The organism is Candidatus Endomicrobium procryptotermitis (assembly GCA_031279415.1).
GTDB classification, from domain to species: Bacteria; Elusimicrobiota; Endomicrobiia; order Endomicrobiales; family Endomicrobiaceae; genus Endomicrobium_B; species Endomicrobium_B procryptotermitis.
The window spans coordinates 1-23828 of record JAITIP010000009.1; the positions used below are offsets into that span (position 1 = coordinate 1).

Below are 23828 nucleotides of genomic sequence, written 5' to 3' on the forward strand. Positions count from 1 at the left end.
CTTCATATTCTTCTCCACTTATGATCTTTATATTCCGACGCGCTCGTGGGGGCGCGGGGGCCGCCCCCCAAAAAATTTGTCTATTTTTATAAAAATGGACATCGATAATTATGAATACAGAACTCTGCCGCAGCTGGCTCCATATTTTAATAAAATAAACGGTCTGGCAGTAGAATTCCATGAATTAGATATTGCAGCTGTAAAATTTACCGAAATAATGGATTTGCTGATGAACAGCTTTTATATTGCCCACATACATGCAAACCTTTGGCGGCTTAATTTATGTAACAAAACTTCCTAAAACTTTAGAAATAACGTTTATAAACAAAAATATGATGAAAAAACAAGTATTGCCATCATCGCTTAATTATCCTGTAAAAGGTCTTGATTATCCATATGCGACAACACTAAAGAAGATATACCGATTGAATTCTAATTTAAAGGAGTGTTTATGTCATTTCTGAAAAAGTTAGTCAAAGACGTCAAAAATATTCCCCTTTATTGCAAAAGTTTAAATTTTAAATCTCTGCTGTTGTTTATTAAATATCCTCGCTTTGTAAGAAGAAGCATACTTGATATGGGCGCCGTTTTTGACATAAAAGATAATAACTTAATAATTGTTCTTCAAAAACACGGTTTTTCGTTTTGGATAGACAATATTAGTAATCTTGCCGTCGTATATGAAATTTTTTACGAGCAGGTATATAAAAAAATAATCTTTCGGATAAATGCGTAGTTATAGATATAGGAATGAATATAGGATTGGCTTCAATTTATTTTGCGGCGTATACAAATACCGAAGTTATTTACTCGTATGAACCTTTCAAACAAACTTATGAACAAGCCCTCTATAATATCGGCTTAAATAAAGAAATAAGCGGCGGCAAAATAAAACCTTTTAATTACGGCTTATCGGGTTGTGATAAAACTATAGACATGCCGTTTTATTTTGAAGCCAGTGGTTCTATGTCAACGACCGAAGGCAACGACAATCTCAAAAATGCAAAAAGCTGGGGTGTTCGTAGGGGAGGGGCAGCTTCCATTGAAACTGTTCATTTAAAAGACGCTTCATCCGTAATTTCAGACATTCTTAAAAACCACAAACAAAATAAAATTCTGTTAAAAATTGACTGCGAAGGCTCGGAGTATGACATATTAGATTCTCTTGATAAAACGGGACTTCTCAATAATATTAATTACATAATATTAGAATGGCATTTTAAAGGAGAATCTTATCTTTTAGATATCTTGAATAAATATAATTTTATATCCTTTTCAAAATATTCATCAAAAGAAATTGGCCTGATTTATGCGGTAAAAGCATAGCCGATTGAATTTGATTATTAAAAAGTAGGCATGGCGTCTTTGTACTGAGTTTTTGTGCAAAGTGCGATAGCCGCTATTATAAGCGAGGCTGTGCTGCGCACATTAACTATTCATTCGCTGCTATAACTGTCTTTTCATGTGTTGACTGTTAATAGGATAAGACAAAGTCTCTGTTAAAATTTTTACCGAACAGTAAAAATTATGATTATAAACTCATTAAAAAAATTAGGCTCGTTTATAAAAACAGAACGCAAAAATCAAGGACTTACTCAAACGCAGCTTGCGCTGGCAAGCTGCGTGGGTTTAAGATTTATCGTTGATTTGGAAAATGGAAAACAAACTTTGCATTTTGGCAAGGACTTGCTTGTAATATAGGCGCTTGGAATAGATATCCTTGTGGAAAAAAGAAAACATTCTAAATCTTAAAACAAATGGAACAAAAAAGGCTAAAAATTTATCTGCACAATAATATTATCGGAACTCTGATGTAAAATAAGTCAGGAGATATAAATTTTTCATATTTAATCAATGCTCAAAACATTTTGTCTTTAAGCCTTCCTATCGGACAAAAGCTTTTTAATAACGATGAATGTTTCGGATATTTTGATGGATTATTACCTGAAAACCAATCGTCAAGGAAATTTGCACCCAAAAATACGCAATAAACCCCGACAATGATTTTGCTTTGCTTGAAAAAAAGATTTTGAAGAGTTTTGCAAAAATGTGGATGTTTCTTTCAAGTTAATCAAAGAAACTATTTTACGCCAAAGCGCAGTGCTGCCCGATATATTGAAAAAAGAAATAAAAAACCTTGAGCAGTTTGAAAAGACATCTAAAACAATAAATCTTATGTATGAATTTGTAAGCAAAAACTGTGAAAATGCAATTGAAATTTTTAAATGAAAGGAGCAATTATGCAAATGTCATCGTATTTTGACGCTCGTCGTGTAAAATTTGACGATTATGAAAATTTTAGACTGCCGCAAATTTTCTTAGAAGAATTACCTAAGGACAAGAATGCAAAAATTCTTGACATAGGTTTTGTAGCTGGCCATTTTTTGAAAGCGTTGACAAATGTATAGCAAAAAAATAAAATCAATAATTTATGGATTTTATAGATATTATAAATACAGTAGTAGAAAAATGGCGACTTGAAAAACTTGAAGAAATATACAGCGGCAAGCTATAATGCATCGGTATATGCCCGGCATCTCTTCATATTGAAAACAATTTAATAAAATTATTCCAAAAACAATAAAAAACATAAATGGAAAATAATTTTATGTAGACTGCAAATAAATTCTGTAGTTAATATTTATATGCAAATTGTAAAAATAATAAAAAGCAGTGTGTTATATATATCGATTCTGCTAATTTGATTTTTTGTATGAAATTTGATATTATAATATCAAATTTCATACAAAAAACAATAATATAATATTATTTTTGGATTAAAAAATGATAATACGAGATTTACAGCAAACCATAGAGCGCTGGCTATTTAAAAATAAGATAGTTTTAATTTACGGCGCAAGACAAGTAGGAAAAACCACATTAAGCAAACAAATCCTTGAAAAATATTCAAAAATAAAAAAGTCGCAGTATTTTGACTGCGATGATATTTCCGTTAAGCTCCTTTTTGAAACAACCAATGCCGCGTCTTTAAAACAAATTATCGGAGATAAAGACTTTATAGTTTTAGATGAAGCTCAAACAATAAAAGATATAGGAAAAACTCTTAAAATTATTTATGACCATATCCCTCAAGTGCAAATTATTGCCACAGGCTCATCAAGTTTTGACTTAGCAAATAAATTATCCGAACCTCTTACTGGCCGAGCATTGTCTTTTATACTTTATCCCTTTTCAATAAGAGAAATATCGTCTGCAAACGGTTTTGTAAATGTCTCGGGAAACTTAGAAAATATTCTTATAAGAGGAACTTACCCTGAAATATATGGTAAAGCAAAAGACAGCGCGGAAATTTTTCTTAACTCATTGGCAGGCAGTTATCTGTATAAGGATATTTTGATGTATGAAAAATTTAAGAATCCGCATCAGCTTTTAGAGTTATTGCAGTTGACGGCTTTGCAGATAGGCAGCGAAGTTTCTTACACGGAAATAGGGCAGAAAATGGGGTTAAACCGCATTACTGTAAGAAATTACATTGATGTATTAGAAAAATGTTTTGTTCTTTTTAAATTACATTCTTTAAGCAGAAATAAAAGAAATGAAATATCTAAATCAGTAAAAATTTACTTTTATGATTTAGGAATAAGAAATACTCTTATACAGTCTTTTGCTCCTTTAAATTTACGAAATGATACCGGTGCCATTTGGGAAAATTTCTGCATTTTGGAACGCAAAAAATTAAATCAGATAAAAATGAGAAACGTAAACCAATATTTCTACAGAACATACTCGGGCGAAGAAATTGATTACGTGGAAGAGTATGACGGTAAATTTGACGGATATGAATTTAAATTCGGCAAAGAAACTGCAAAATCTCCCAAAAACTTTTTGGCGGCTTATCAAAACTCAAGCGTTAAAACAATAAACAAAGACAATTGGGCTGATTTTCTGCTGTAAGCAGAGGTGACACATCAAATTATTTAATAAGGTTATTCCAAAAACAATAAAAAATAGACGGAAAATAATTTTATGGAGACTGCAAATAAATTTTATAAGTTAATATTTATATATAAATTGTCAAAATAATAAAAAGCAGTGTTTATATATCTATCCTATTTTGAATTGCAAAATGCCGCATCAAAATTATTTGCCGCTTCAATTTCTAAAAATACTTTTGTATAATATGGAATAAACTTCCATATTATACAAAGAGGTCATTGATGAATAATTTGGACAGAACCTTATCTCCGATAATCAAAAAATCATCCGAGGCTTTTAAAGTTTTGCTTCTGACGGGACAAAGGCAAGTTGGAAAATCGTCATTATTTGAATTTTTAGCTAAAGGTTCAGGAAGAAAAACCGTAACACTTGATGACATAAGATTAAGAAAACTTGCAAAAGAGGATCCTGAGCTGTTTTTGCAGCAGTATCACCCGCCGATAATTATTGATGAAGTTCAATATGCTCCAGAGCTGTTTCCGTATATAAAAATTTATACGGACAAACATAAAGATGAAAAAGGCGCTTTTTGGCTTACAGGCTCTCAGAAATTTCGTTTAATGGAAGGAATACAAGAATCTTTGGCAGGCAGGGTCGGCATCTTTGACTTGATGGGTTTGTCATATAAAGAAAAAACCGCTAACGCGTTTAAATCCATCCCTTTTATCCCGTCGTTAATGACAATAAATCAAATTACAAAACAAAATATCAAAAATATATATGAGACAATATGGGAAGGGTCGCTTCCTGAGTTAATCGTCAATAAAAAACTTGACAGGGAAAGATATTATTCGTCGTATATTCAAACATATATAGAAAGAGATGTTAAAGATTTTTACAATATTGAAAAACCCATACAGTTCTTCAATTTTATATCGATAGTAGCTGCGCAAACAGGAAATTTGCTTAACTATGCTTCTTTAGCCAAAGACGCAGGAATAGATAATAAAACAGCTCAAACTTGGCTTGGTGTTCTTGAACGTTCAGGCTTAGTTTATTTGCTAAAGCCATATTTTCCTAATGTGACAAAGCGCATAATAAAAACTCCGAAGATGTATTTTTTGGATACGGGTTTAGCCGCATATCTTACGCGATGGACATCTCCCGAAACATTAATGAACGGGGCTATGGCAGGGCATATGCTTGAAACATATGTTATCGGAGAAATTTTAAAATCATATTTGCATAATGGGAAAGAACCTTTAATCTACTTTTATAGGGACTTTAATCAAAATGAAATTGATATTTTGCTTGAAGAAAACGGAACTATTTATCCTATAGAAATTAAAAAGACAGCAAATCCAAGCTTGTTAGACGTTAAAGCTTTCAGCCAAATAGGAAAATTAGGCAAAATAACAGGTACAGGAGCAATACTATGTTTTAAAAATGAAAGGGTTCCTTTATCCCGTGAAATAGTTTCAATCCCGATTTGGGAAATATAAAAAATGATTTGTGCAGCAATTATTTATTTTAATTGCGATATCCTACAAATATTTGACTAAAAAATAAAAATATTGCATAATTGAATATCAATTTTTTAATAAAAAAGGAGATGTTTTCAAAATGAAAGAAGCAATTCACCCCAAATATGAAGAATGTACGGTGTCTTGTGCATGTGGTTATACTTTTAAAACCCGTTCCACAAAGCCCGTTATAAAACTTGAAATTTGTTCGAACTGTCATCCATTTTTTACTGGAAAACAAAAACTTATAGACACCGCTGGAAGAGTAGAAAAATTCCAAAAACGTTTTGCAAAAACTAACGGAAAAACCGTAGTGAGAAAGAAAGTTGAAAAAGCTGTTTCTATTCCTAGAAAAACTTCGAGTAAGATTTTGACGACTTCTCCAAAAAGAGCAAAAGTAACAGTAAAAAAAGAAAAAGACACTAAAAAAGAAAAGTAGACGATAAAAACATTTATTAAGACAGAACTGGAAAATCTTTTCCGGTTCTGTCATATTTTTTAGGTGCGTTGGTAAAAATATGTTTCATGAAAAATTAAAATTATTAAACGAACGGTTTAAAGAAGTTGAAAAAAAGCTAAGCGATTCATCTGTTATCGCTGATAAGGAACAATATCGCGAACTTACAAAACAGCATTCGTATCTTAAACCTCTTTCGGAAAAATATTACGAATACGATAAACTTATTTCAGATATGCAAGGCGCAGAAGAATTGAAAAAGTCTGATGATGCTGAAATAAGAGAAATGGCTCAGACGGAATATGACGAGCTGTCGGCTGAAAGGGAGAAATTGGATTCTGAAATTAAAATTCTTCTTCTTCCGCCCGATCCAAATGAAAATAAAAATATTATCGTCGAAATACGTGCAGGCACAGGAGGAGAGGAAGCCGCACTGTTTGTCGGAGATTTGTTTAGAATGTATACGAGATATGCCGAAAGGAACGGGTGGAAATTTGAAATTATGGATTCAAATCCTACTGGACTTGGCGGATATAAAGAAGTTATTTTTGAAATCAGTGGAAATAAAGTGTGGCGTTATATGAAATTTGAAAGGGGTGCGCACAGGGTTCAGCGCGTTCCTGAAACTGAAGCTTCCGGCAGGGTTCATACGTCGGCTGTTACGGTTGCAGTTCTTCCCGAGGCTGAAGACGTCGATGTTGAAATTAAAATAGAAGATTTGCGTATAGACACTTACAGAGCTTCAGGCGCAGGCGGGCAACATGTTAACAAAACTGATTCGGCTATTCGAATAACTCATTTGCCTACTGGTCTTGTTGTTGCCTGCCAAGATGAAAGAAGCCAGATAAAAAACAGGGCAAAAGCTTTTAAAGTTTTAAGGGCAAAACTTTACGAACAAAAGCTGCTTGAGCATGAAAAACAACTTTCCAGCGAAAGAAAGCAGCAGGTAGGAAGTGGAGACAGATCTGAGAAAATACGAACTTATAATTTTCCGCAAAATAGAATAACAGATCACCGCATAGGATACAGCGTATACAATATTACCGAAGTGATGGACGGGGATTTGGCTGAACTATCCAATAAACTTATCGATGACGATGCTCAAGCCAATCTGGCAGCAAATTAAACTGATGTAACGGCTTGCTGCGGAGAAATGTATGGTGGACAATGCAAGTGTTTACAGCCTGCTTAAAAGCGGCGAAACATTTTTAAAATCAAACAATCTGCCAGATCCTAAAGCCGATGCCGCATATCTTCTTAGTTCTGTATTGAAAGTCAAACGTTCACAACTTACTTTGATAAGAGAACAGAAAGTCGGTGAAAAGGAAGCGGAACTGTTTGATGAGTATATTTTAAGACGGTCAAAACGCGAACCTGCGGCTTATATCACCGGTTATTGCGGTTTTATGGGATTAGAATTTAAAGTTAATAAATGTGTTTTGATACCTAGAGCTGAAACCGAACTGCTTGTTGAAAATGTTTTAAACATATCAAAGATAAATAAAGCGGAAACGATTTTGGATCTATGTACGGGTTCAGGTTGTATTGCAGTAAGTTTGTCAAAATTAGGAGATTTTAGAAAAATTTATGCGGTTGACATAAGTCTTGATGCTTTAATGACTGCTAAAGAAAATGCTGTTTTCAATTCGGTAAAAAATATTGAATTTATTATAAGCGATATGTTTGAAGCGCTTGAAAATGTAAAGTTTGATTGTATAGTTTCAAATCCTCCTTACATTTCACGTGCGGAATATGAAACACTTGAACCCGAACTTAGATTCGAGCCTAAAACTGCATTGCTGGCCGAAGATAAAGGGTTATTTTTTTATAAATATATAGCTTCAAAAGTGCACAAATATTTGAGTGGTAAAGGCTGCATTTTTGTAGAACTTAATGCAAACCTTTCAAAAGAAATAGAAAAGATTTTTAAACAGAATAATTTTAAAAATATAGAGATAATTGAAGATTATTCTCATTTGCCAAGGGTACTTAAAGCATGTTTGTAAGGTAAAAAGGAAGATAGATGGATAAAATTATTATTAATGGCGGCAGGAAGTTAAAAGGTACGGTCAAAATTTCAGGATCTAAAAATTCGTCGCTTCCAATTCTTTTTGCTACCCTTCTAACAGACGAACCGTGTACGATTGAAAATGTTCCGTCTTTAGCCGATATAAATACTACAGTAGATTTTTTAAATTTTATTGGAAAAAAAATGCTGAAGAACGGTTCTAAAATCAGCTCTCTGTCTTCTGGAAAGTATAAACATATAGCCCCGTATGATCTTGTAAGAAAAATGAGGGCAAGCGTTTTGATTATGGGTCCGCTTTTAGCGCGTCTTAACAAAGTTGACGTTTCTCTTCCCGGCGGGTGCGCTATAGGTGCAAGACCGATTGATATACATCTTGAAGCTTTTAAAAAACTCGGCGCAGATATAGAAGTTGAAGGAGGATACGTAAAAACTGCAGCGCAAAAAGGGCTTTGTGGAAACGAAATCGAGTTTAGCTTTCCAAGCGTTGGAGCTACGGAAAATATTTTGCTGGCCGCCGTTTTTGCCAAAGGAAAAACAAAAATCATTAATGCGGCAAAAGAACCGGAAATCGTTGATTTGGCTGACATGCTTAAAAAAATGGGTGCGAAAATATCTGGAGCCGGTAGTAAAACCATATTAATTGAAGGAGTGACAAAGCTTCACGGAGTAAAACATAGCGTTATACCCGACAGAATCGAAGCTGCCACATATTTGATTGCGGCCGCAATCACAAAAGGCGAAATACTTTTGGAGAATGTAAATCCAAAACATTTAAAAGCGATAACAGACAAATTAAAAAAGTGTGGAATGCATATAAAAGAAACCAAAAATACGATTTTTGTAAAATGGGTAAGAAATTTGAAGCGCTGCAATATAAGCACCGAAGTTTATCCCGGATTTCCTACCGATGTTCAGGCTCAATGGACGGCTTTAATGTGCCTGTTGAAAGGTAAATCATGTGTTAAAGAAAACGTATTTGAAAATAGGTTTTTACATGTTGCCGAACTTCAAAGATTCGGAGCGGATTTAACTGTTGATGGAAAAGTCGTAAATATAAAAGGCGTTGATAAATTATCGGCTGCGCCGGTAATGGTTTCGGATTTAAGAGCGGGTGCCGCGTTGGTGCTGGCAGGTCTTGCTGCGGAAGGAAAAAGCGCGATTTCCAGAATATATCATTTAGACAGAGGTTACGAATTTCTCGAAAGAAAACTCAAAAAACTTGGCGCCGACATCAAAAGAGTGGAAAGTGAAAAATGAGATAAGCGGTAATATTTTAAATGCGTTTAACAGACATATTCTATTTTTAATTCTCTTTCTTTCGACTGTTACTCTCCTCTTTATATTGCCTTCATTAAATAAATATATTTTGTTTATTTTTTCTTTTATTTCTTTATTATATTGTGCATATATTTTATTTGGTGACAGCAAAGGTATAAGGCATGCATTGTTGCTTATGCCCGTTATTGCTGTAATATTTTTTTATTGTTTTATTTCTTTATCATCTTTTTATCCTAAAAATTTTATTCCATCAAAAAATACTTCGGTTACATTATATTCAGGCAAAAATTATTATAATTTTTTGGCTGCGTCTTTTAAAAGCGGCAAATTATTCATGCCCATAGAACCTTCTGAAAAATTGAAGTCTTTGAATAATCCTTACGATTCACAAGAACTCAATAAAAATTTGGACTTTAAAAGATTTGATTATATTATTGACTTAAGTTATTTTAAAGAGAAATACTATTTATATTTCGGCATAACTCCGGTCATTATGCTTTATTTACCGTTTCAAATTATAACAAAACATTTTCTTTCGGATTCTTCGGTTACTTTATTTTTTGGAATTCTTTCCTTTTGCATGTCTTTGATTATTTTAAAAAAAATCATATTAAAAATTAATAAAAATGAAAATAAATTTTTAATAGAGATTCTAAGCATTATGGCCGCAGGATTGTCATCGGTTGTATGTTATTTGATTACTCTTTCAAGAGTATATGAAGTTGCAATAATCGGAGGTCTTTTTTTTGCTCTTTTATCTTTTCTCTTTGTTATTTTATACATTGATTCCTTAAATGTAAAAGGACAAAATATTGCGCTTTTCATAGCAGGGTTGAGCATAGCTTTGGCGGTAGGATGCAGACCTTTTTATGCTTTTGCCATATTTATACAACTATATATCTTGTATAAATTCATTAAGAAAGACTTTAAAAAATATATTTACTATTTTTTTCCTATTATCATATATGCGATAATTCTCATGGCATACAATTATTTACGTTTTAATTCCATTTTTGAATTTGGCGGGAAATATCAGCTTTCAGTTATTGAAATATATAATTGGAAAATCAGTTTGAAAGAAACATTCTCATCGATAATGAAATTTATTTATTATCCTCCGGTTTATCTTTCCGGTTTTCCGTACTTTTCAATTAATTATGTGATAGTGCGCGGGAAAATACTTGAACAGGTTATAGGGCTATTGTTTACGGCTCCTTTTTTGATTGTATCGATGGCAGTTTTTTGGTTCTGCCGCGACAAAAGCATATCTATTTGGCATAAAAAGTATATTGTGGGATTTTTTGTAATAGGTATTTTTATCTTAGTGGTTGTTTCAACCTTCGGAAGCATATATCGTTATGCGGCTGATTTCAGCACTTATTTTATAATACCTGCTGTTGTGATGATTTTTTATTTAGATTCTATATTGAAAAAAAATTGGAAAAAAATATTGTTTCAATATATGATAATGTCTCTTCTGCTTATAAGCATTATTTTTAACTGCGCGCTTGTTGTTTCTTCAAGTATAAATATTATGGAAACTAATAATCCTTATATATTATACAAACTTTCAAAATTGCTTTAAATGATATTTATACATTTCCGCTATGGCATAGATAAAAAGAAGAAATCTTCTTTTAGCCTAATCGTTTCTTTTGCTCTATTTTGTATTTTTATGTATTTGATTTTAAAACTATCGACCACTTTTATATTTCATTATGATTATATGTTTGTTTTCTTCTTCCTCTTCATTGTTTAAAATTCTAAGATATTTCTTTAGTATTTGGCTGTCAGGCATAATGGAAAGCCCTTTGTTTATTACTTTTAATGCACTTTCCATATCATTGTAGGCCATATATACTTTACCGAGTCCTATATAAGAATATTCGTTATATTTGTCATTGGAAGATAAAGCTTTTTCATACAAATATTTTGCTTTTTTAAGATATCCTTTCTTTAAATAAATCGAAGCAAGATGTGAACTCATTTTATTTCTAGGATCATTTTGGACTGCTTGTATGGCATACTTTTCGGCATTTTCTAAATCGTTTATGCTTTCATAGTATTTTGCCGTTCCGATATTTGCCATAGGTGATGATGGATTTTCCTTTTGTGCCCGCAACCAAAAATTTTCTCTGTCTTTATAAAAAAAACTTTGTTTATACGATGAAAATGACATAAAAACTGCTATAAATAATAATATAGAATAAAAAATATTTTTTGCTCTCGGATAAGCTTTATGTACTACGGAAGCTATTTCAATCAAAACTATAAATAACCCTACAATAGGAAGACATAATCTGTGCGTATGGTAGGTGTTGTTTGCCACAACGTATGTCGGAATGATAAATACAATATACCATATTGTTCCAAATAGCGTATGCTTAAAATTTATTTTTTTTCTAAATATTAAGCATAAAACAACAAGCGTCATAATCACAATAGTGCCTTTGATGAGATATTGTGCATGAATATAAATCTGAGGATAAAGCATAATTTTTTCTATCAAAAATATAATGCCGAAATACCATATATTTATTCCTGACGCTCTTATTATATTCGTTGCAACTTTTATAGTATCGATATCTAAGGTTCCATTGTGGCTAAATACATAAAATCTCATTAAAAAGTATAAAAGGACAGGAAATATTAAAAATATAGAAGCGATTATAACTTTTCTGCCAAAAATAGAAGTATTTTCATACAAAAATACATATATTAAAAGTATTAACGGAATAACCAATGCTGTTTCTTTTGTAAAAAGAGCGATTGTAAAAAAGATAACCATAAATAAAAGATATAAAATTTTACCTGTTTTTAAATTTTTAATAAAATAAATAAATGTGAGAAATGTAAAAATTGCAAGAAGAGGATCGTTTCTACCAGGAATCCATGCCACTGAAGATACGAAAGCCGGATGGACAACAAATAAGATAGAAGTAATAAAAGAAGCGGAATCAGAGTATCCAAGCTCTTTTAAAAACAATAAAAGCAAAAAAGTGGATATTATGTGTATTACCATATTTGAAAAGTGATAGAAACCGGATTCCCCGCCGCTGATAATACTGTCAATAAGTAATGAAATATTTAAAACAGGTCTATAGAATTTAACGGGTTCTTCATTGAATACCGGCTTGAAAATAAAATCTTTTGCTTTAACAATGCTGTCCATTTCGTCAAGCCTGTTTACAATCAATGCATTATCATCACTATAGGTAAATCCGAAATTTGTAGTATGACCGTATATTAAATAGGTGAGAAAAAAAATGATGGAAAAAGATAGAACTTGAAATTTGTATTTATTTATCAGAGGTTTTATGTGTTCCATTGTAGGATTATATAAAAATATATTATTTTTCTCTATAATATAAATAAAATAAATTTCATAATAGATAGCTTTAATTTTTACTCGGCATAGTTTGCAAGAAGCTCAAAAAATGATAAGATTATTAAGTAAATAGGAGATATATACTAAGAATGGAAAAGCTTATTAAGCAAAATAAAGTATATGCAGGAAAAGCCGTTGATTTTTATTGTGATGAAGTTTTACTTACCGGCGGAATACATGCCGTCAGAGAATATTTAGGTCATCCTGGTGCTGCCGCTGTTCTTCCTCTTATGAATAAAAGAGATATTATTTTGGTAAAACAGTATAGGTATCCCATAGGGAGATACACTTATGAAATACCTGCTGGAAAGCTTAATTCGGGCGAATCTCCTATTAACTGCATCAAAAGGGAACTTGAAGAAGAAACCGGATATAAAGCTAAGAGAATAGAAAAAATGCTAGATTTTTATCCTACGACGGCCTTTTCAAACGAAGTTCTACACATTTTTGTCGCTTTCGGACTTATAAAAGGTGATAAGCATCCTGATGAAGACGAATTTGTTGCGACAGAAATTTTTGATTTTAAGAAAGCTATGAATATGGTTAAAACCGGCGAAATTATGGATTCGAAAACTATAATCGCATTATTATATTTTGATAACATTTTAAAATAGGAAGGAAAATTTTTATGAAGAGAAGTTGTTATTGCGGCGATGTAAGGGAAGACAGTATCGGCAAAGAACTTGTAGTAAACGGTTGGGTGCATTCCAGAAGAGACCACGGTGGAGTGATTTTTATTGATTTAAGAGACAGAGAAGGTATTGTTCAGGTGGTTTTTCAGCCGGAAAAGAAAGAAATTTTTTCTGTTGCGGAAAGATTGCGCAGCGAATATGTTATATCTGTCAAAGGTCTTATAAGGCATAGACCTGAAGGAACCGTAAATCCGAACATGCCCACTGGCAAAGTAGAGCTTGTCGTTTGTGAACTTGAAATTGTCAACAATGCTCCCGGGCTTCCTTTCGAAATATCGGATTATGTGGACACATCTGAAGAGCTGAGACTCAAATACCGCTATCTTGACATGCGCCGTCTGAACTTTCAAAAAAATTTCATAATGAGGCATAAAATTTCTAGAGAGATAAGAAATTTTTTAAATGACGACGGTTTTTTGGAAATAGAAACTCCTTTTTTGGGTAAATCCACACCCGAAGGCGCAAGGGACTTTTTGGTTCCCTCGCGGCTTCATCACGGCGCTTTTTACGCTTTGCCTCAATCTCCGCAGATTTTTAAACAAATTCTTATGGTGGCAGGTTTCGATAAATATTATCAGATGGCAAGATGTTTCAGAGATGAAGATTTAAGAGCTGATAGACAGCTTGAGTTTACACAGGTTGACCTTGAAATGTCTTTTGTTGAAGAAAATGACGTTATAGATGTTGTAGAAAGGATGCTTTCGAGAGTTTTTAAATCGGTTCTCAATGTCGATATTAAGGTTCCGTTTGAAAGAATGAGTTATTCCGATGCAATGATTAAATACGGTTCAGACAAACCTGATACGAGATTCGGTATGCTTATCCAAGATTTTTGCAAAGAGCTTAAAGACAGCGGTTTTAGTGTTTTTGCAAATGTTTTGTCAAAAGGCGGAATAGTAAGAGGTTTGTGCATACCAAAAGGAGCGAGTTTATCGCGTTCCGAAATCGACGGGCTTACAAAATTCGTTGGCGAGTATGGGGCAAAGGGACTTGCGTGGATAAAAATCACTAACGGCGGAGCAGAATCTAATATCGTTAAATATTTTAAAGATGAAGAGATAAAAGCGATAATTTCAAAGCTTGACGCAAAAGCGGGCGATTTGGTAGTGTTTTTGGCCGATGAAGAAAAAATTGTTACTCAGGGACTTGGAGTGTTGAGATTGAAAATGGGTAAAGAGCTGGGACTTATAGACAAAGATAAATTTAATTTTCTCTGGGTAATCGATTTTCCGATGTTCGAATGGGACAGAGACGAAAAAAGATGGTCTGCCCTTCATCACCCTTTTACTTCTCCAAAAGATGGAGAAACACTTACTGTGGAAAATGCCGCTAATGTTAAAGCTAAAGCTTATGATGTTGTTTTAAATGGAGTTGAGCTTGGCGGCGGTTCGATAAGAATACATAAAAATGAAGTACAAAAAAAAATTTTTTCCCTTTTAGGTATTTCCGATGAAGCTGCCAAAGAAAAATTTGGATTTTTGCTTGATGCGCTTACGTATGGCGCTCCGCCTCATGGAGGAGTAGCTTTGGGTTTTGACAGGCTTTGCGCACTTTTGGCGGGAGAAGAATCTATAAGAGAAGTCATAGCTTTTCCAAAAACGCAGAAAGCTTTGGATCCAATGTCAAATGCCCCGAGCGGAGTCAGCGAAAAACAATTGAAAGAGCTCGGAGTAAGAATAGTGATAAAACAGGCTAAAAACTGATTTACACAAGGAGTTAGAAGCGGTTTTGCGCATTTTTTTAGGCGGGAAAAACAAAATAGTCGGACGTTTTTCTTTAAAAACTGCAAATATGGTCACAAAAAGAATATATTTGAAAAATTCCGAAGAAGCTTTGCTTCTGCTTGGTAGACAGGATGAAAATATAAGAAGTATAGAAAACTTATATGGAGTCCAGATATTTGCCAGGCAAGATGCCGGCAGCGGTATATTTACTTTATCAGTGCGTGGAAGCTGTGCTAAAGTCGATAAAGCTTTAAGAGATATCGGATTTTTGCATGATAATTGCAGAGGGAAAAATGATATTATTCCAGAATATGCGCAGAAAGCGGAAACTGCCGTCGGAGATTATCTTTACACTTCATATGGCGGAAGGATTATAACGCCGCGTTCAGCAAATCAAAAAAAATACATTGAATCGATATTCCAAAAAGATATGGTTTTTGCCATAGGTCCGGCGGGAACTGGAAAAACTTTTCTGGCGGTGGCATGTGCGCTTAAAATGCTCAGAAATGGCAATATATCTAAAATAGTCATCACGCGTCCAGTTGTGGAAGCAGGGGAAAAACTCGGTTTTCTTCCCGGCGATTTGTATGAGAAGATAAATCCTTACTTACGTCCTCTTTATGATGCTTTTTATTATATGCTTGGAGCTGAAAGATTCAGGGCTTTAAAAGACGATGAGACGATAGAAATAGTGCCACTTGCTTATATGAGAGGCAGAACGATAGAAAAGGCTTTCATAATTCTTGATGAGGCACAAAACACTACAACCGAACAAATGAAAATGTTTCTTACGAGAATGGGCGTCGGCAGTAAAATAATCGTTTCAGGCGATAGAACGCAGATAGATATAGCTTCTCCAAAAAATTCTGGACTTTTGTCCGCTGAAAAAATACTTAAAAATATAGATGAGATTTCATTTGTACATTTTGATAAAAGCGATATAGTAAGACATAATCTGGTAAAACAAATAGTTAAAGCATACGAAGGAAAAAATGAACAATAAAATAAGTTTTTTAGAAAGAATCAAACTTTTAATAAGAAATTATCTTATTTCGGCGGCAAAAAGGCTTGGTGAAGAAAAGCCTAAAGGTCCCGCAATAAGAAATGCCAAAAATCTGCTTTCAAAAGAAATTAAAATTCCGCGTGCATTTTCCGCAGTTGCGGCGGCTTTGATGATGTCTTTCATGCTCTCAACTCATTTCGGCTTAGGTTATAAAGCGATTCTTTCCGTTATCATATTTATGTGCGGGATAATATATTTTTTTCTTATCCAGACTAAAGGAAAAGAGAAAGAGATTTTTACCGATAATGATGCTGTTGTCTTAATATGTCTTCTTTTTACAATCGCTCTTTTTATTTTGCAGCTTTCGGAAAAATATCTTAATACGATGGCTTTTCCGGTATCTGCATTTGTGGTTATGTCCGCAATGCTTTTGTCTTTTAGGATAGGATTCTTATATGCATTAATTCTGAGCTTATTTGCGGCGTTCATAGGAGGAATGTGTTTTGAACTGTTTTTTGTAATGTTATGCGGCTCGATAGCTGCCATGAGCGGAGTAAAGAAAATAAGAAAAAGATCGGATTTTACCAGTGTATTTCTCAGAGTGGCAATAGTAAATATCATCGTTATAACGATGTTTTTTCTCTTAAATGTATACGGGGTACAGGCTTATCAAAGAAATTTATTTTACGCAATATTAAACGCAATTTTTGCCGTCATACTGATTTTAGCGATGATGCCGTTTTTTGAAACATTTTTTTCAAGAACTACAAGCATTAAATTGATAGAACTTGCAGATTTTAATAATCCTTTATTAAAAAGGCTTATGCTTGAAGCGCCGGGAACCTATCATCACTCGCTTATGACTGCAGCAATAGCAGAGAAGGCGGCAGACGCTATCGGCGCAAATTCTCTTCTTGCCAGAGTAGGCGCGTATTATCATGATATAGGAAAATTGACCGCACCTGAATATTTTATAGAAAATCAAGGCTCGAATGCCAATCCACACGATCCTCTTACGCCTACAATGTCAAGCCTAATTCTTGTATCACATATAAAAGATGGAGTCGCTTTGGCAAAGAAATACAATCTTGACAAATCAATAATAGACAGTATTGAGCAGCATCATGGCACCACGACAATACACTTTTTTTATCATAAAGCACTTGAACTTAAAAAAGATACCAGAATGGAAAATTTCAGATATCCAGGACCGAAACCGAGGACAAAAGTTGCCGCAATAATTATGATTGCCGATTCTTCCGAAGCAGCTTGCAGGGCTCTTGATGACCCAACTGCCGTAAGAATAAAAGAAACGGTCGAAAAAATTATCAATAATAAATTTACCGATGCTCAGTTTTCGGAATGTCCGATTACTTTAAAAGATTTGCAGGCAATAGGTGATAGCATAATTTCGTCGCTTATAGGAATACATCATGCAAGAATTGAATATAAAGAAACGGAAAGCCGCTGAAATAATCAATTTTAACGGCTTTGACAAAAAAGATATTCCTATGCTTACTGAAGCAGCAAAAGCTGTTTTGAAATCTGAAAAAATAAAAAACTGTCAGATTAATTTCGTGATGATATGCGATGAAGAGATAAAAAAAATGAATGCAAAATACAGAAAAGTGCGTAAAATAACCGATGTTATATCTTTTCTCATTTTACCGCGATTATTTATAGGAGACATTTATATTTCCAAAGAGCGTTCAAAAAAACAGGCAAAAAAATACGGAAATACGTGGAGGCAGGAACTAGCCTATCTCATCATACACGGCGTTTTGCATCTTTGTGGGTATACTGATTACGATATTGAAAATAAAACAAAAATGTTTGCCAAGCAGGATAAAATTTTTAAATGCTTATTTTAACGGCTTTTATTTTTTTATTATTCTTCCTTGCAGTTTCCACATGGATATCGGCTGCGGAAATAGGAATTACCAGCCTGTCAAAATATAGGGTAAAAAAGCTTATAGTACAAAATCCAAAACTCTCCGGGACTTTAACAGACTGGCTGAAATCTCCGTATTATCTTCTCATTGTGATACTGACGGTAAATGTCATTGCTGACATGCTTATAAGCTTTCTCTCGACTTTTGTAATGACCAGCGCGTTTAATATGATAAACAGGCATATTGTGGAACTAGCCGCATGGGTGCTTACGTCTTTTATCGTGCTTATAGTGGGAGAAATATCTCCGAAGTTTTATGCCAGAACCAATTCCGAAAAAGTAACTGTTTTTTCAGTGCCGATACTCAATAAATTTGAAAGAATAATGAAGCCGTTTTTGTATCCATTGATAAAACTTACTGAATTTCTCTCGCCGAAAACTTCCGAAATGCCATCGTATGAACTCAGTATGGAAGAAGTTGAAAATCTTCTTTCTGAAGGAGGCCATTCTGGCGCCATAGATAAAGATACTAGCAGAATGCTTGAACGTACTTTAAAGTTTGGAGATTTATCCGTTAAAAGAATAATGACACCTTTAGATGAAATAGATTCCGTTGACATATTGCTTGACGAAGAAATTTTTCTCGATATAGCCGTCGAAATCTCAAGAAGCCGTATTCCAGTTTACGTAAATTCAAAAGACAATATAATAGGCTACATGCACATAAAAGATATTTTGTGGGCCTGGCAGGAAAATAAAGGACATTTTATCCGCTCTCTCGTAAAGCCTCCATATTTTGTGAGCGAAAATAAAAAAATAAACAGTCTTTTAAAAGAATTTCAAAGCGGGAAAACACATATAGCTTTTGTAAAAGATTCGAATGACAATATAACCGGAATGGTAACGCTTGAGGATATAATAGAAGAAGTCGTCGGAGAAATTCTTGATGAATACGAGTTTGAAGAATGACAATAATAATTTTAAAAATCATATTGTTTGCGGCTCTTCTTGCGATACTAGGGTTTTTTAATGGAGCAGAAACAGCCGTTACAAGTCTTTCGGGAGCTTATCTAAGGAGAGCTAAAGAAAAATGCGCAAAGAATTATTCATATATAATTTTCTGGGAAACTCATTCTGATGAAATAATGACTACGATGATGATAGGAATGAATCTTTCACTTGTGGGAATGGGCGTTGTTGTTTCTTCTCTTGCATCCGACATTATGGAAAATTACGGTTTTCAAAACGGGTATTTAAGGATTATTTTTCCTGCTTTGTCCATAGTTCTTGCACTCATTTTCGGAAATATTTTTCCGAAAACTTTCGCCAGATATAATTGTGAAAAAACAGGACTTATCGTTCTTCCAGCAGTTATCAAAATAAGCAAAGTTTTCAAATTGTTGAACATATTATTGTCCAGCATATCAAATAGAATATTGAAGGAACTTTTTAAGAAAAAAGTGATACGCTCCGTAGAGGCCGATGAAATAGATTTTTTGCTTTCTAACAAAAACACGTCTCCACTTCCTGATGATTCAAGAGAACTTGTAAGCAATATAATGAATTTTTCAGAACGCAGAATATCTCAGGTGATGGTTCCGCGTTCAGAAATATTTGCCGTAAATCTTGACGACGGTAAAGAAAATCTCATAAAGCAAATTATAGAAACAGAATTTTCAAGAGTACCTGTTTATAGAGGAAATTTAAACAATATTGTCGGGATAATATACAGTAAAGATCTTGCAGTGGCGTGGAGAAGTTCCGATATTATAGTTATAGAAGATTTGATAAGAACCGTTCATTATGTTCCGGAAAACGCAAAAGTCAGCAAAATACTTAAAGGATTTAAAACCGGCCACCATCATATATCGATTGTCGTAGATGAATTTGGTTCGACTATAGGAATAGTTTCAATAGAAGATCTCATCGAAGAAATAGTCGGCGAAGTGTGGGACGAATATGACGAATCTGATATGAATGAAAAGACCATCGTAGCCTTAAATGACAGCTCATATCTCGTGCAGGCCTCCGAAGCCATAGCCAATCTTAACGATAAGCTTAATCTTAATATTCCTGAGGTAGATTATGCTACTGTAAACGGTTGGGTTTTAGAAATTTTTGGCGACATACCACAAACTGGCGAAAAGGCGCAATGGGAAAATATTGAAATAGAAATACAAGATGCCGATGTAAAACAGATTAACCGCATTATATTGAGACGGAAATAAAAAATGTATTATTTGATTAAAGGACTTGTTTTAAACAGCGGCACGCATTTGGAAGCGGATAAACTTGTAACCGTTTATTCTTATGAATGGGGGAAAATTCAAATCATCGTTCCAGGAGCAAAAAAAATAAAAGCAAAACTTTCTGCCGCATCTGAACCTCTCACAGAAAGTGAATTTTCCATTTTGCAAAAACATCCTTCCATACGTCCGAAAGTAACCGGAGCGAACATATTAAATAACAATACCATGTTAAAAACTGATTTCAAAAGAAATCTTTACGCTTTGTATGCTGCCGAAATAAGCGATAAATTGGCGCCATTTAATATGGAAAACGCAGAGAAATATGAGCTTATAGCCAGAGTGTGGCATCTTTTTGGGAACTGCAAGTTTCCGAAAAGAGTGTTAACGGCTTTTATATTGAGGTTTTTAAAATTGTCAGGATATGGTTTTGTCGATTATATAAAACACAGCGGCTCTCTTCCGGATAAAAAAATTGTAAAAGGATTAAAAAAATTCTCAAACTGTTCAGGCGATGAGGCCGATAAAATATGTGAGTTTGATGACAATGAAATCTGGAACTACGTTGAAACGTATCTCATGAATTATATAAAACGTCCTTCTGTAAGCGTATTCTTAAAAAAAATCGGCGGCTGATTGTAGCTGCAATGTGTTTTTTTTGCTAGAATACTTACTCATTATTGACGGTAATCGGGAGATTATATGAACTTTCAAGATATTATTATGACGCTTCAAAAATTTTGGGCAAAAAAAGGCTGTCTTGTATACCAGCCTTACGATTTGGAAAAAGGAGCTGGAACGTTTAACCCCGCAACTTTTTTAAGAGCTTTGGGTTCTAAACCGTGGAGTGCTGCTTATGTTGAGCCTTCAAGAAGGCCCAGCGATGGACGTTATGGAGAAAACCCTAACAGAATGCAGCTTTTTTATCAGTTTCAGGTTGTTATGAAACCTTCTCCAAAAAATATACAGCAGATTTATCTTGAAAGTTTAAAGGCGATAGGACTTGACCCTAAAAAACACGACATAAGATTTGTCGAAGACGATTGGGAATCGCCTACACTAGGCGCATGGGGGCTCGGCTGGGAAGTGTGGATAGATGGCATGGAAGCGACCCAGTTTACATATTTTCAACAGTGCGGTGGAATCAACTTAAATCCTATAACAGCTGAAATAACGTATGGGCTTGAAAGGCTTGCGATGTACGTACAAAAAAAAGACAATGTTTATAATTTGCAATGGTCTGATACCGTAACTTATGAAGAAGTTAGGCTGGAAGAGGAAAAACAGTGGTCTAAATACAATTTTGAAACGGCAGACGTTGAAATGTTGAAGAGACATTTTAACGAGTGGGAAGAACAGGTAAATAAACTTGTTGAAAAGAGTCTTCCTTTGCCGGCATATGACGCCGTGATGAAATGTTCGCATTTGTTTAATCTTTTAGATGCCAGAGGAGCCATATCCGTGTCCGAAAGAGTCGGTTATGTTTTAAGAGTGAGAACTTTGGCAAAGAGAGTTGCACAGGAATATTTGAAAATGATTGAGAAAGAGGTAATAAAAAATGACTAATGAAAATATAAAAAATGCGCTTCTTGAAATAGGCACCGAAGAGATTCCGTCGTTATATATAGAGCCGGCTTTAAAGCAAATCGATGAATTTGCCGCAAAAGCTTTAAGTGCCGCAGGATTGAAATATGCGTCGTTAAAAACTTATGCAACACCCAGAAGACTTGTATTATTTATAGAAAATCTTGATGAAAAAAGTCCCGGCGGAACTGAAGAAATTTTAGGACCATCTTTAAAAGCAGCAAAAGATACGGAAGGCAATTTTACTCATGCGGCCGTAGGTTTTGCCGATAAAAATGGCATTAAACCGGAAAAACTTTCCATAAAAACCACAGAAAAAGGGGAGTATCTCTGTTTTGTTAAAAAAATCATAGGTGAAAAAACCGAAAAAATTCTTCCCGTATTTTTTTTGGAAATAATAAAAAATATTTCCTTTCCGAAGACTATGGTATGGGAAGAAAGCATGTTCAGGTTTGCACGCCCGATAAGAAGCATAACCGCCCTTTACGGCAAAAAGATTATCAATTTTAAAATAGCCGATGTTAAGTCTTCCAATCGGACTATAGGACTTCATGCGGCCGACAACGGAAAAATAGTTATAGACCTTCCGGAAAATTATCTCTTAAAAATGAAGAACAAATCCGTAATCGCAGATCAAAACGAAAGAAAAGAAGAAATAAAAAAGTCCATCGATTATGCCGTGAAGGATGTGGGAAGTGTGATTGCAGACGAAGCACTTATAGACGAAATAAATTATCTCGTAGAATATCCTTCCGCCGTGCTGTGTGATTTTGACAAAAAATACCTTGACCTTCCCCAAGAGGTTCTTACTGTATGCATGAAAAAAAGCCAAAAATGTTTTGCCATCAACGACAAAGACGGAAATTTTTCAAATCATTTTATCGGCGTCAGAAATGGCATTTCAAGAAATTTGGATATAGTTAAAGAGGGGTATGAAAAAGTCGTAGCCGCAAGACTTACCGATGCTGAGTTTTTTTATCATAACGATTTACGAAAAGGGCTTCGGGAAAATTTTGAAAAACTTAAAGGCGTTGTTTTTCATAAAGAGATGGGAACAGTTTATGAAAAAATCGAACGCATAAAACGAATAACATCTCTTTTAAATCATGAATTCAATATCGGCATAGATGACAATATGCTTGATAAGGCAGTTATGTTTTCCAAAGCGGATCTAGTGAGCGAAATGGTTTTTGAATATCCCGAACTTCAGGGAGTAATGGGAAAAATATACGCTCTTAAACTCGGAGAAAACGCAGAAATCGCACATGCTGTCGAACAGCATTATTGGCCTTTAAGCAGTTTCGGAAAACTGCCTGAAAATAAAATAGCCGTTTTAATATCTTTGGCTGACAAAATAGACACTTTAGCCGCTAATTTCTCCATAGGTATTGAACCGTCGGGTTCTGCCGATCCTTATGGACTGAGAAGAGCTGGGATAGGTGTTATAAGGATGATTACAGAAAACTTTCCGCAGTATGACTTGACAGACATTTTGGAAAAAACTTTCAATTATCTTCCTGAAAATGTAAAAAGCAATCCGAAATATAAAAACGCTCCAGAAAGACTTGGCAGATTTTTTCGTCAGAGAATAGAAAACATACTTGAAAGCGAAGGCTATGCGGCGGATGAAGTAAAAGCTGTAGTGAACGCTTTGGAACACGAGAAAATGAAAAAGCTCGGAACCCTGCGTCCAAAACTTGACGCCTTAATAAATGTAAAATGCAAAGAAGATTTTATTTCAATATCTTCGGTTTTTAAAAGAATAAATAATATTATAAGTCAGGCAAAAAAGCAGAATACGGCGATTGCGGAAGATATAAATGAAACTTTAATGAAAGAAAGTGCCGAACTGGAATTATATAATGCCGGCAAAAGCGCACAGTCAGAAGTCGAAGATTATCTTTCAAAAGCGCAATACGATAAAATTTTTGATAAAGTACTTGAACTCAAACCACTCATAGACAACTTTTTTGAGAAAGTCATGGTCATGGATAAAGATGAAAAGATTAAAAAAAACAGAATAGCGCTTTTAAACAAAGTAAAAAATATATTTATAAATTTTGTAGATTTCTCGGCATTGCAAAATTAATATATTTTGTATATAAAACCGAATTTT

23 protein-coding genes and 1 pseudogene are annotated in these 23828 nt (G+C 34.1%); 23 read left to right on the plus strand and 1 reads right to left on the minus strand.

Annotated features, from left to right (window positions below; all coding sequences use genetic code 11):
- The 13 genes and pseudogenes from LBD46_01680 to LBD46_01740 all read left to right on the plus strand — a co-directional run.
- Positions 1-301: hypothetical protein (locus LBD46_01680; protein MDR2425889.1), on the plus strand; the 301-nt coding region annotated here is incomplete at its 5' end.
- Positions 302-451: 150 nt separating this feature from the next.
- Positions 452-736: a hypothetical protein gene (locus LBD46_01685; protein MDR2425890.1), complete on the plus strand. Its 285-nt coding sequence runs from the start codon at positions 452-454 to the stop codon at positions 734-736.
- A gap of 8 nt (positions 737-744) precedes the next feature.
- Positions 745-1326, plus strand: a complete 582-nt coding sequence (locus LBD46_01690; GenBank protein ID MDR2425891.1) for an FkbM family methyltransferase — start codon at positions 745-747, stop codon at positions 1324-1326.
- A 201-nt stretch (positions 1327-1527) separates the two neighbouring features.
- Positions 1528-1701 (plus strand): helix-turn-helix domain-containing protein, encoded by a 174-nt coding sequence (locus LBD46_01695; protein MDR2425892.1) that lies wholly within the window; start codon positions 1528-1530, stop codon positions 1699-1701.
- Between the two features lie 167 nt (positions 1702-1868).
- A complete protein-coding gene (locus LBD46_01700; protein MDR2425893.1) occupies positions 1869-1991 on the plus strand; it encodes a hypothetical protein in 123 nt (40 codons plus the stop codon).
- A 249-nt stretch (positions 1992-2240) separates the two neighbouring features.
- On the plus strand, positions 2241-2408 hold the full coding sequence (locus tag LBD46_01705) for a hypothetical protein (GenBank protein ID MDR2425894.1): 168 nt from the start codon (positions 2241-2243) through the stop codon (positions 2406-2408).
- 376 nt (positions 2409-2784) lie between these two features.
- Positions 2785-3915 carry an ATP-binding protein gene (locus LBD46_01710; GenBank protein ID MDR2425895.1) on the plus strand — a complete coding sequence of 377 codons (1131 nt, stop codon included), beginning with the start codon at positions 2785-2787 and terminating at the stop codon, positions 3913-3915.
- A gap of 263 nt (positions 3916-4178) precedes the next feature.
- Positions 4179-5399, plus strand: a complete 1221-nt coding sequence (locus LBD46_01715; GenBank protein ID MDR2425896.1) for an ATP-binding protein — start codon at positions 4179-4181, stop codon at positions 5397-5399.
- Between the two features lie 121 nt (positions 5400-5520).
- A pseudogene (gene rpmE, locus LBD46_01720) lies at positions 5521-5709 on the plus strand (50S ribosomal protein L31).
- A 229-nt stretch (positions 5710-5938) separates the two neighbouring features.
- Positions 5939-7003, plus strand: coding sequence for a peptide chain release factor 1 (gene prfA / locus LBD46_01725; protein ID MDR2425897.1), 1065 nt, complete (start codon positions 5939-5941; stop codon positions 7001-7003).
- A gap of 31 nt (positions 7004-7034) precedes the next feature.
- Complete coding sequence (gene prmC / locus LBD46_01730) at positions 7035-7883, plus strand: peptide chain release factor N(5)-glutamine methyltransferase (GenBank protein MDR2425898.1); 849 nt, start codon at positions 7035-7037, stop codon at positions 7881-7883.
- Between the two features lie 17 nt (positions 7884-7900).
- On the plus strand, positions 7901-9163 hold the full coding sequence (gene murA / locus LBD46_01735) for a UDP-N-acetylglucosamine 1-carboxyvinyltransferase (GenBank protein ID MDR2425899.1): 1263 nt from the start codon (positions 7901-7903) through the stop codon (positions 9161-9163).
- The gene (locus LBD46_01740) at positions 9153-10769 is read left to right on the plus strand and encodes a hypothetical protein (GenBank protein MDR2425900.1); all 1617 of its coding nucleotides are present in this window, start codon (positions 9153-9155) and stop codon (positions 10767-10769) included. The genes murA and LBD46_01740 overlap by 11 nt, the downstream gene beginning before the upstream one ends.
- A gap of 108 nt (positions 10770-10877) precedes the next feature.
- Here LBD46_01740 and LBD46_01745 read toward each other — a convergent pair whose 3' ends face one another.
- Positions 10878-12512: a glycosyltransferase family 39 protein gene (locus LBD46_01745; GenBank protein ID MDR2425901.1), complete on the minus strand. Its 1635-nt coding sequence runs from the start codon at positions 12510-12512 to the stop codon at positions 10878-10880.
- A 149-nt stretch (positions 12513-12661) separates the two neighbouring features.
- Between LBD46_01745 and LBD46_01750 the strand changes: the two genes are divergently transcribed.
- The 10 genes from LBD46_01750 (at position 12662) to glyS (ending at position 23801) form a co-directional block, all read left to right on the plus strand.
- Complete coding sequence (locus LBD46_01750) at positions 12662-13186, plus strand: NUDIX hydrolase (GenBank protein ID MDR2425902.1); 525 nt, start codon at positions 12662-12664, stop codon at positions 13184-13186.
- A gap of 14 nt (positions 13187-13200) precedes the next feature.
- A complete protein-coding gene (gene aspS / locus LBD46_01755; GenBank protein MDR2425903.1) occupies positions 13201-14967 on the plus strand; it encodes an aspartate--tRNA ligase in 1767 nt (588 codons plus the stop codon).
- Positions 14968-14992: 25 nt separating this feature from the next.
- A complete protein-coding gene (locus LBD46_01760; GenBank protein MDR2425904.1) occupies positions 14993-15991 on the plus strand; it encodes a PhoH family protein in 999 nt (332 codons plus the stop codon).
- A complete protein-coding gene (locus tag LBD46_01765) occupies positions 15981-17462 on the plus strand; it encodes an HDIG domain-containing protein (protein ID MDR2425905.1) in 1482 nt (493 codons plus the stop codon). Before LBD46_01760 ends, LBD46_01765 begins: the two co-directional genes overlap by 11 nt.
- Positions 17425-17862 carry an rRNA maturation RNase YbeY gene (gene ybeY, locus LBD46_01770; GenBank protein ID MDR2425906.1) on the plus strand — a complete coding sequence of 146 codons (438 nt, stop codon included), beginning with the start codon at positions 17425-17427 and terminating at the stop codon, positions 17860-17862. The genes LBD46_01765 and ybeY overlap by 38 nt, the downstream gene beginning before the upstream one ends.
- A complete protein-coding gene (locus LBD46_01775; protein MDR2425907.1) occupies positions 17850-18851 on the plus strand; it encodes a hemolysin family protein in 1002 nt (333 codons plus the stop codon). The genes ybeY and LBD46_01775 overlap by 13 nt, the downstream gene beginning before the upstream one ends.
- Positions 18848-20110: a hemolysin family protein gene (locus LBD46_01780; protein ID MDR2425908.1), complete on the plus strand. Its 1263-nt coding sequence runs from the start codon at positions 18848-18850 to the stop codon at positions 20108-20110. Before LBD46_01775 ends, LBD46_01780 begins: the two co-directional genes overlap by 4 nt.
- A 3-nt stretch (positions 20111-20113) precedes the next feature.
- On the plus strand, positions 20114-20764 hold the full coding sequence (gene recO / locus LBD46_01785) for a DNA repair protein RecO (protein ID MDR2425909.1): 651 nt from the start codon (positions 20114-20116) through the stop codon (positions 20762-20764).
- A 66-nt stretch (positions 20765-20830) separates the two neighbouring features.
- On the plus strand, positions 20831-21694 hold the full coding sequence (locus LBD46_01790; protein MDR2425910.1) for a glycine--tRNA ligase subunit alpha: 864 nt from the start codon (positions 20831-20833) through the stop codon (positions 21692-21694).
- Positions 21687-23801 carry a glycine--tRNA ligase subunit beta gene (gene glyS, locus LBD46_01795; GenBank protein MDR2425911.1) on the plus strand — a complete coding sequence of 705 codons (2115 nt, stop codon included), beginning with the start codon at positions 21687-21689 and terminating at the stop codon, positions 23799-23801. The genes LBD46_01790 and glyS overlap by 8 nt, the downstream gene beginning before the upstream one ends.
- The last annotated feature ends 27 nt before the right edge of the window (positions 23802-23828 follow it).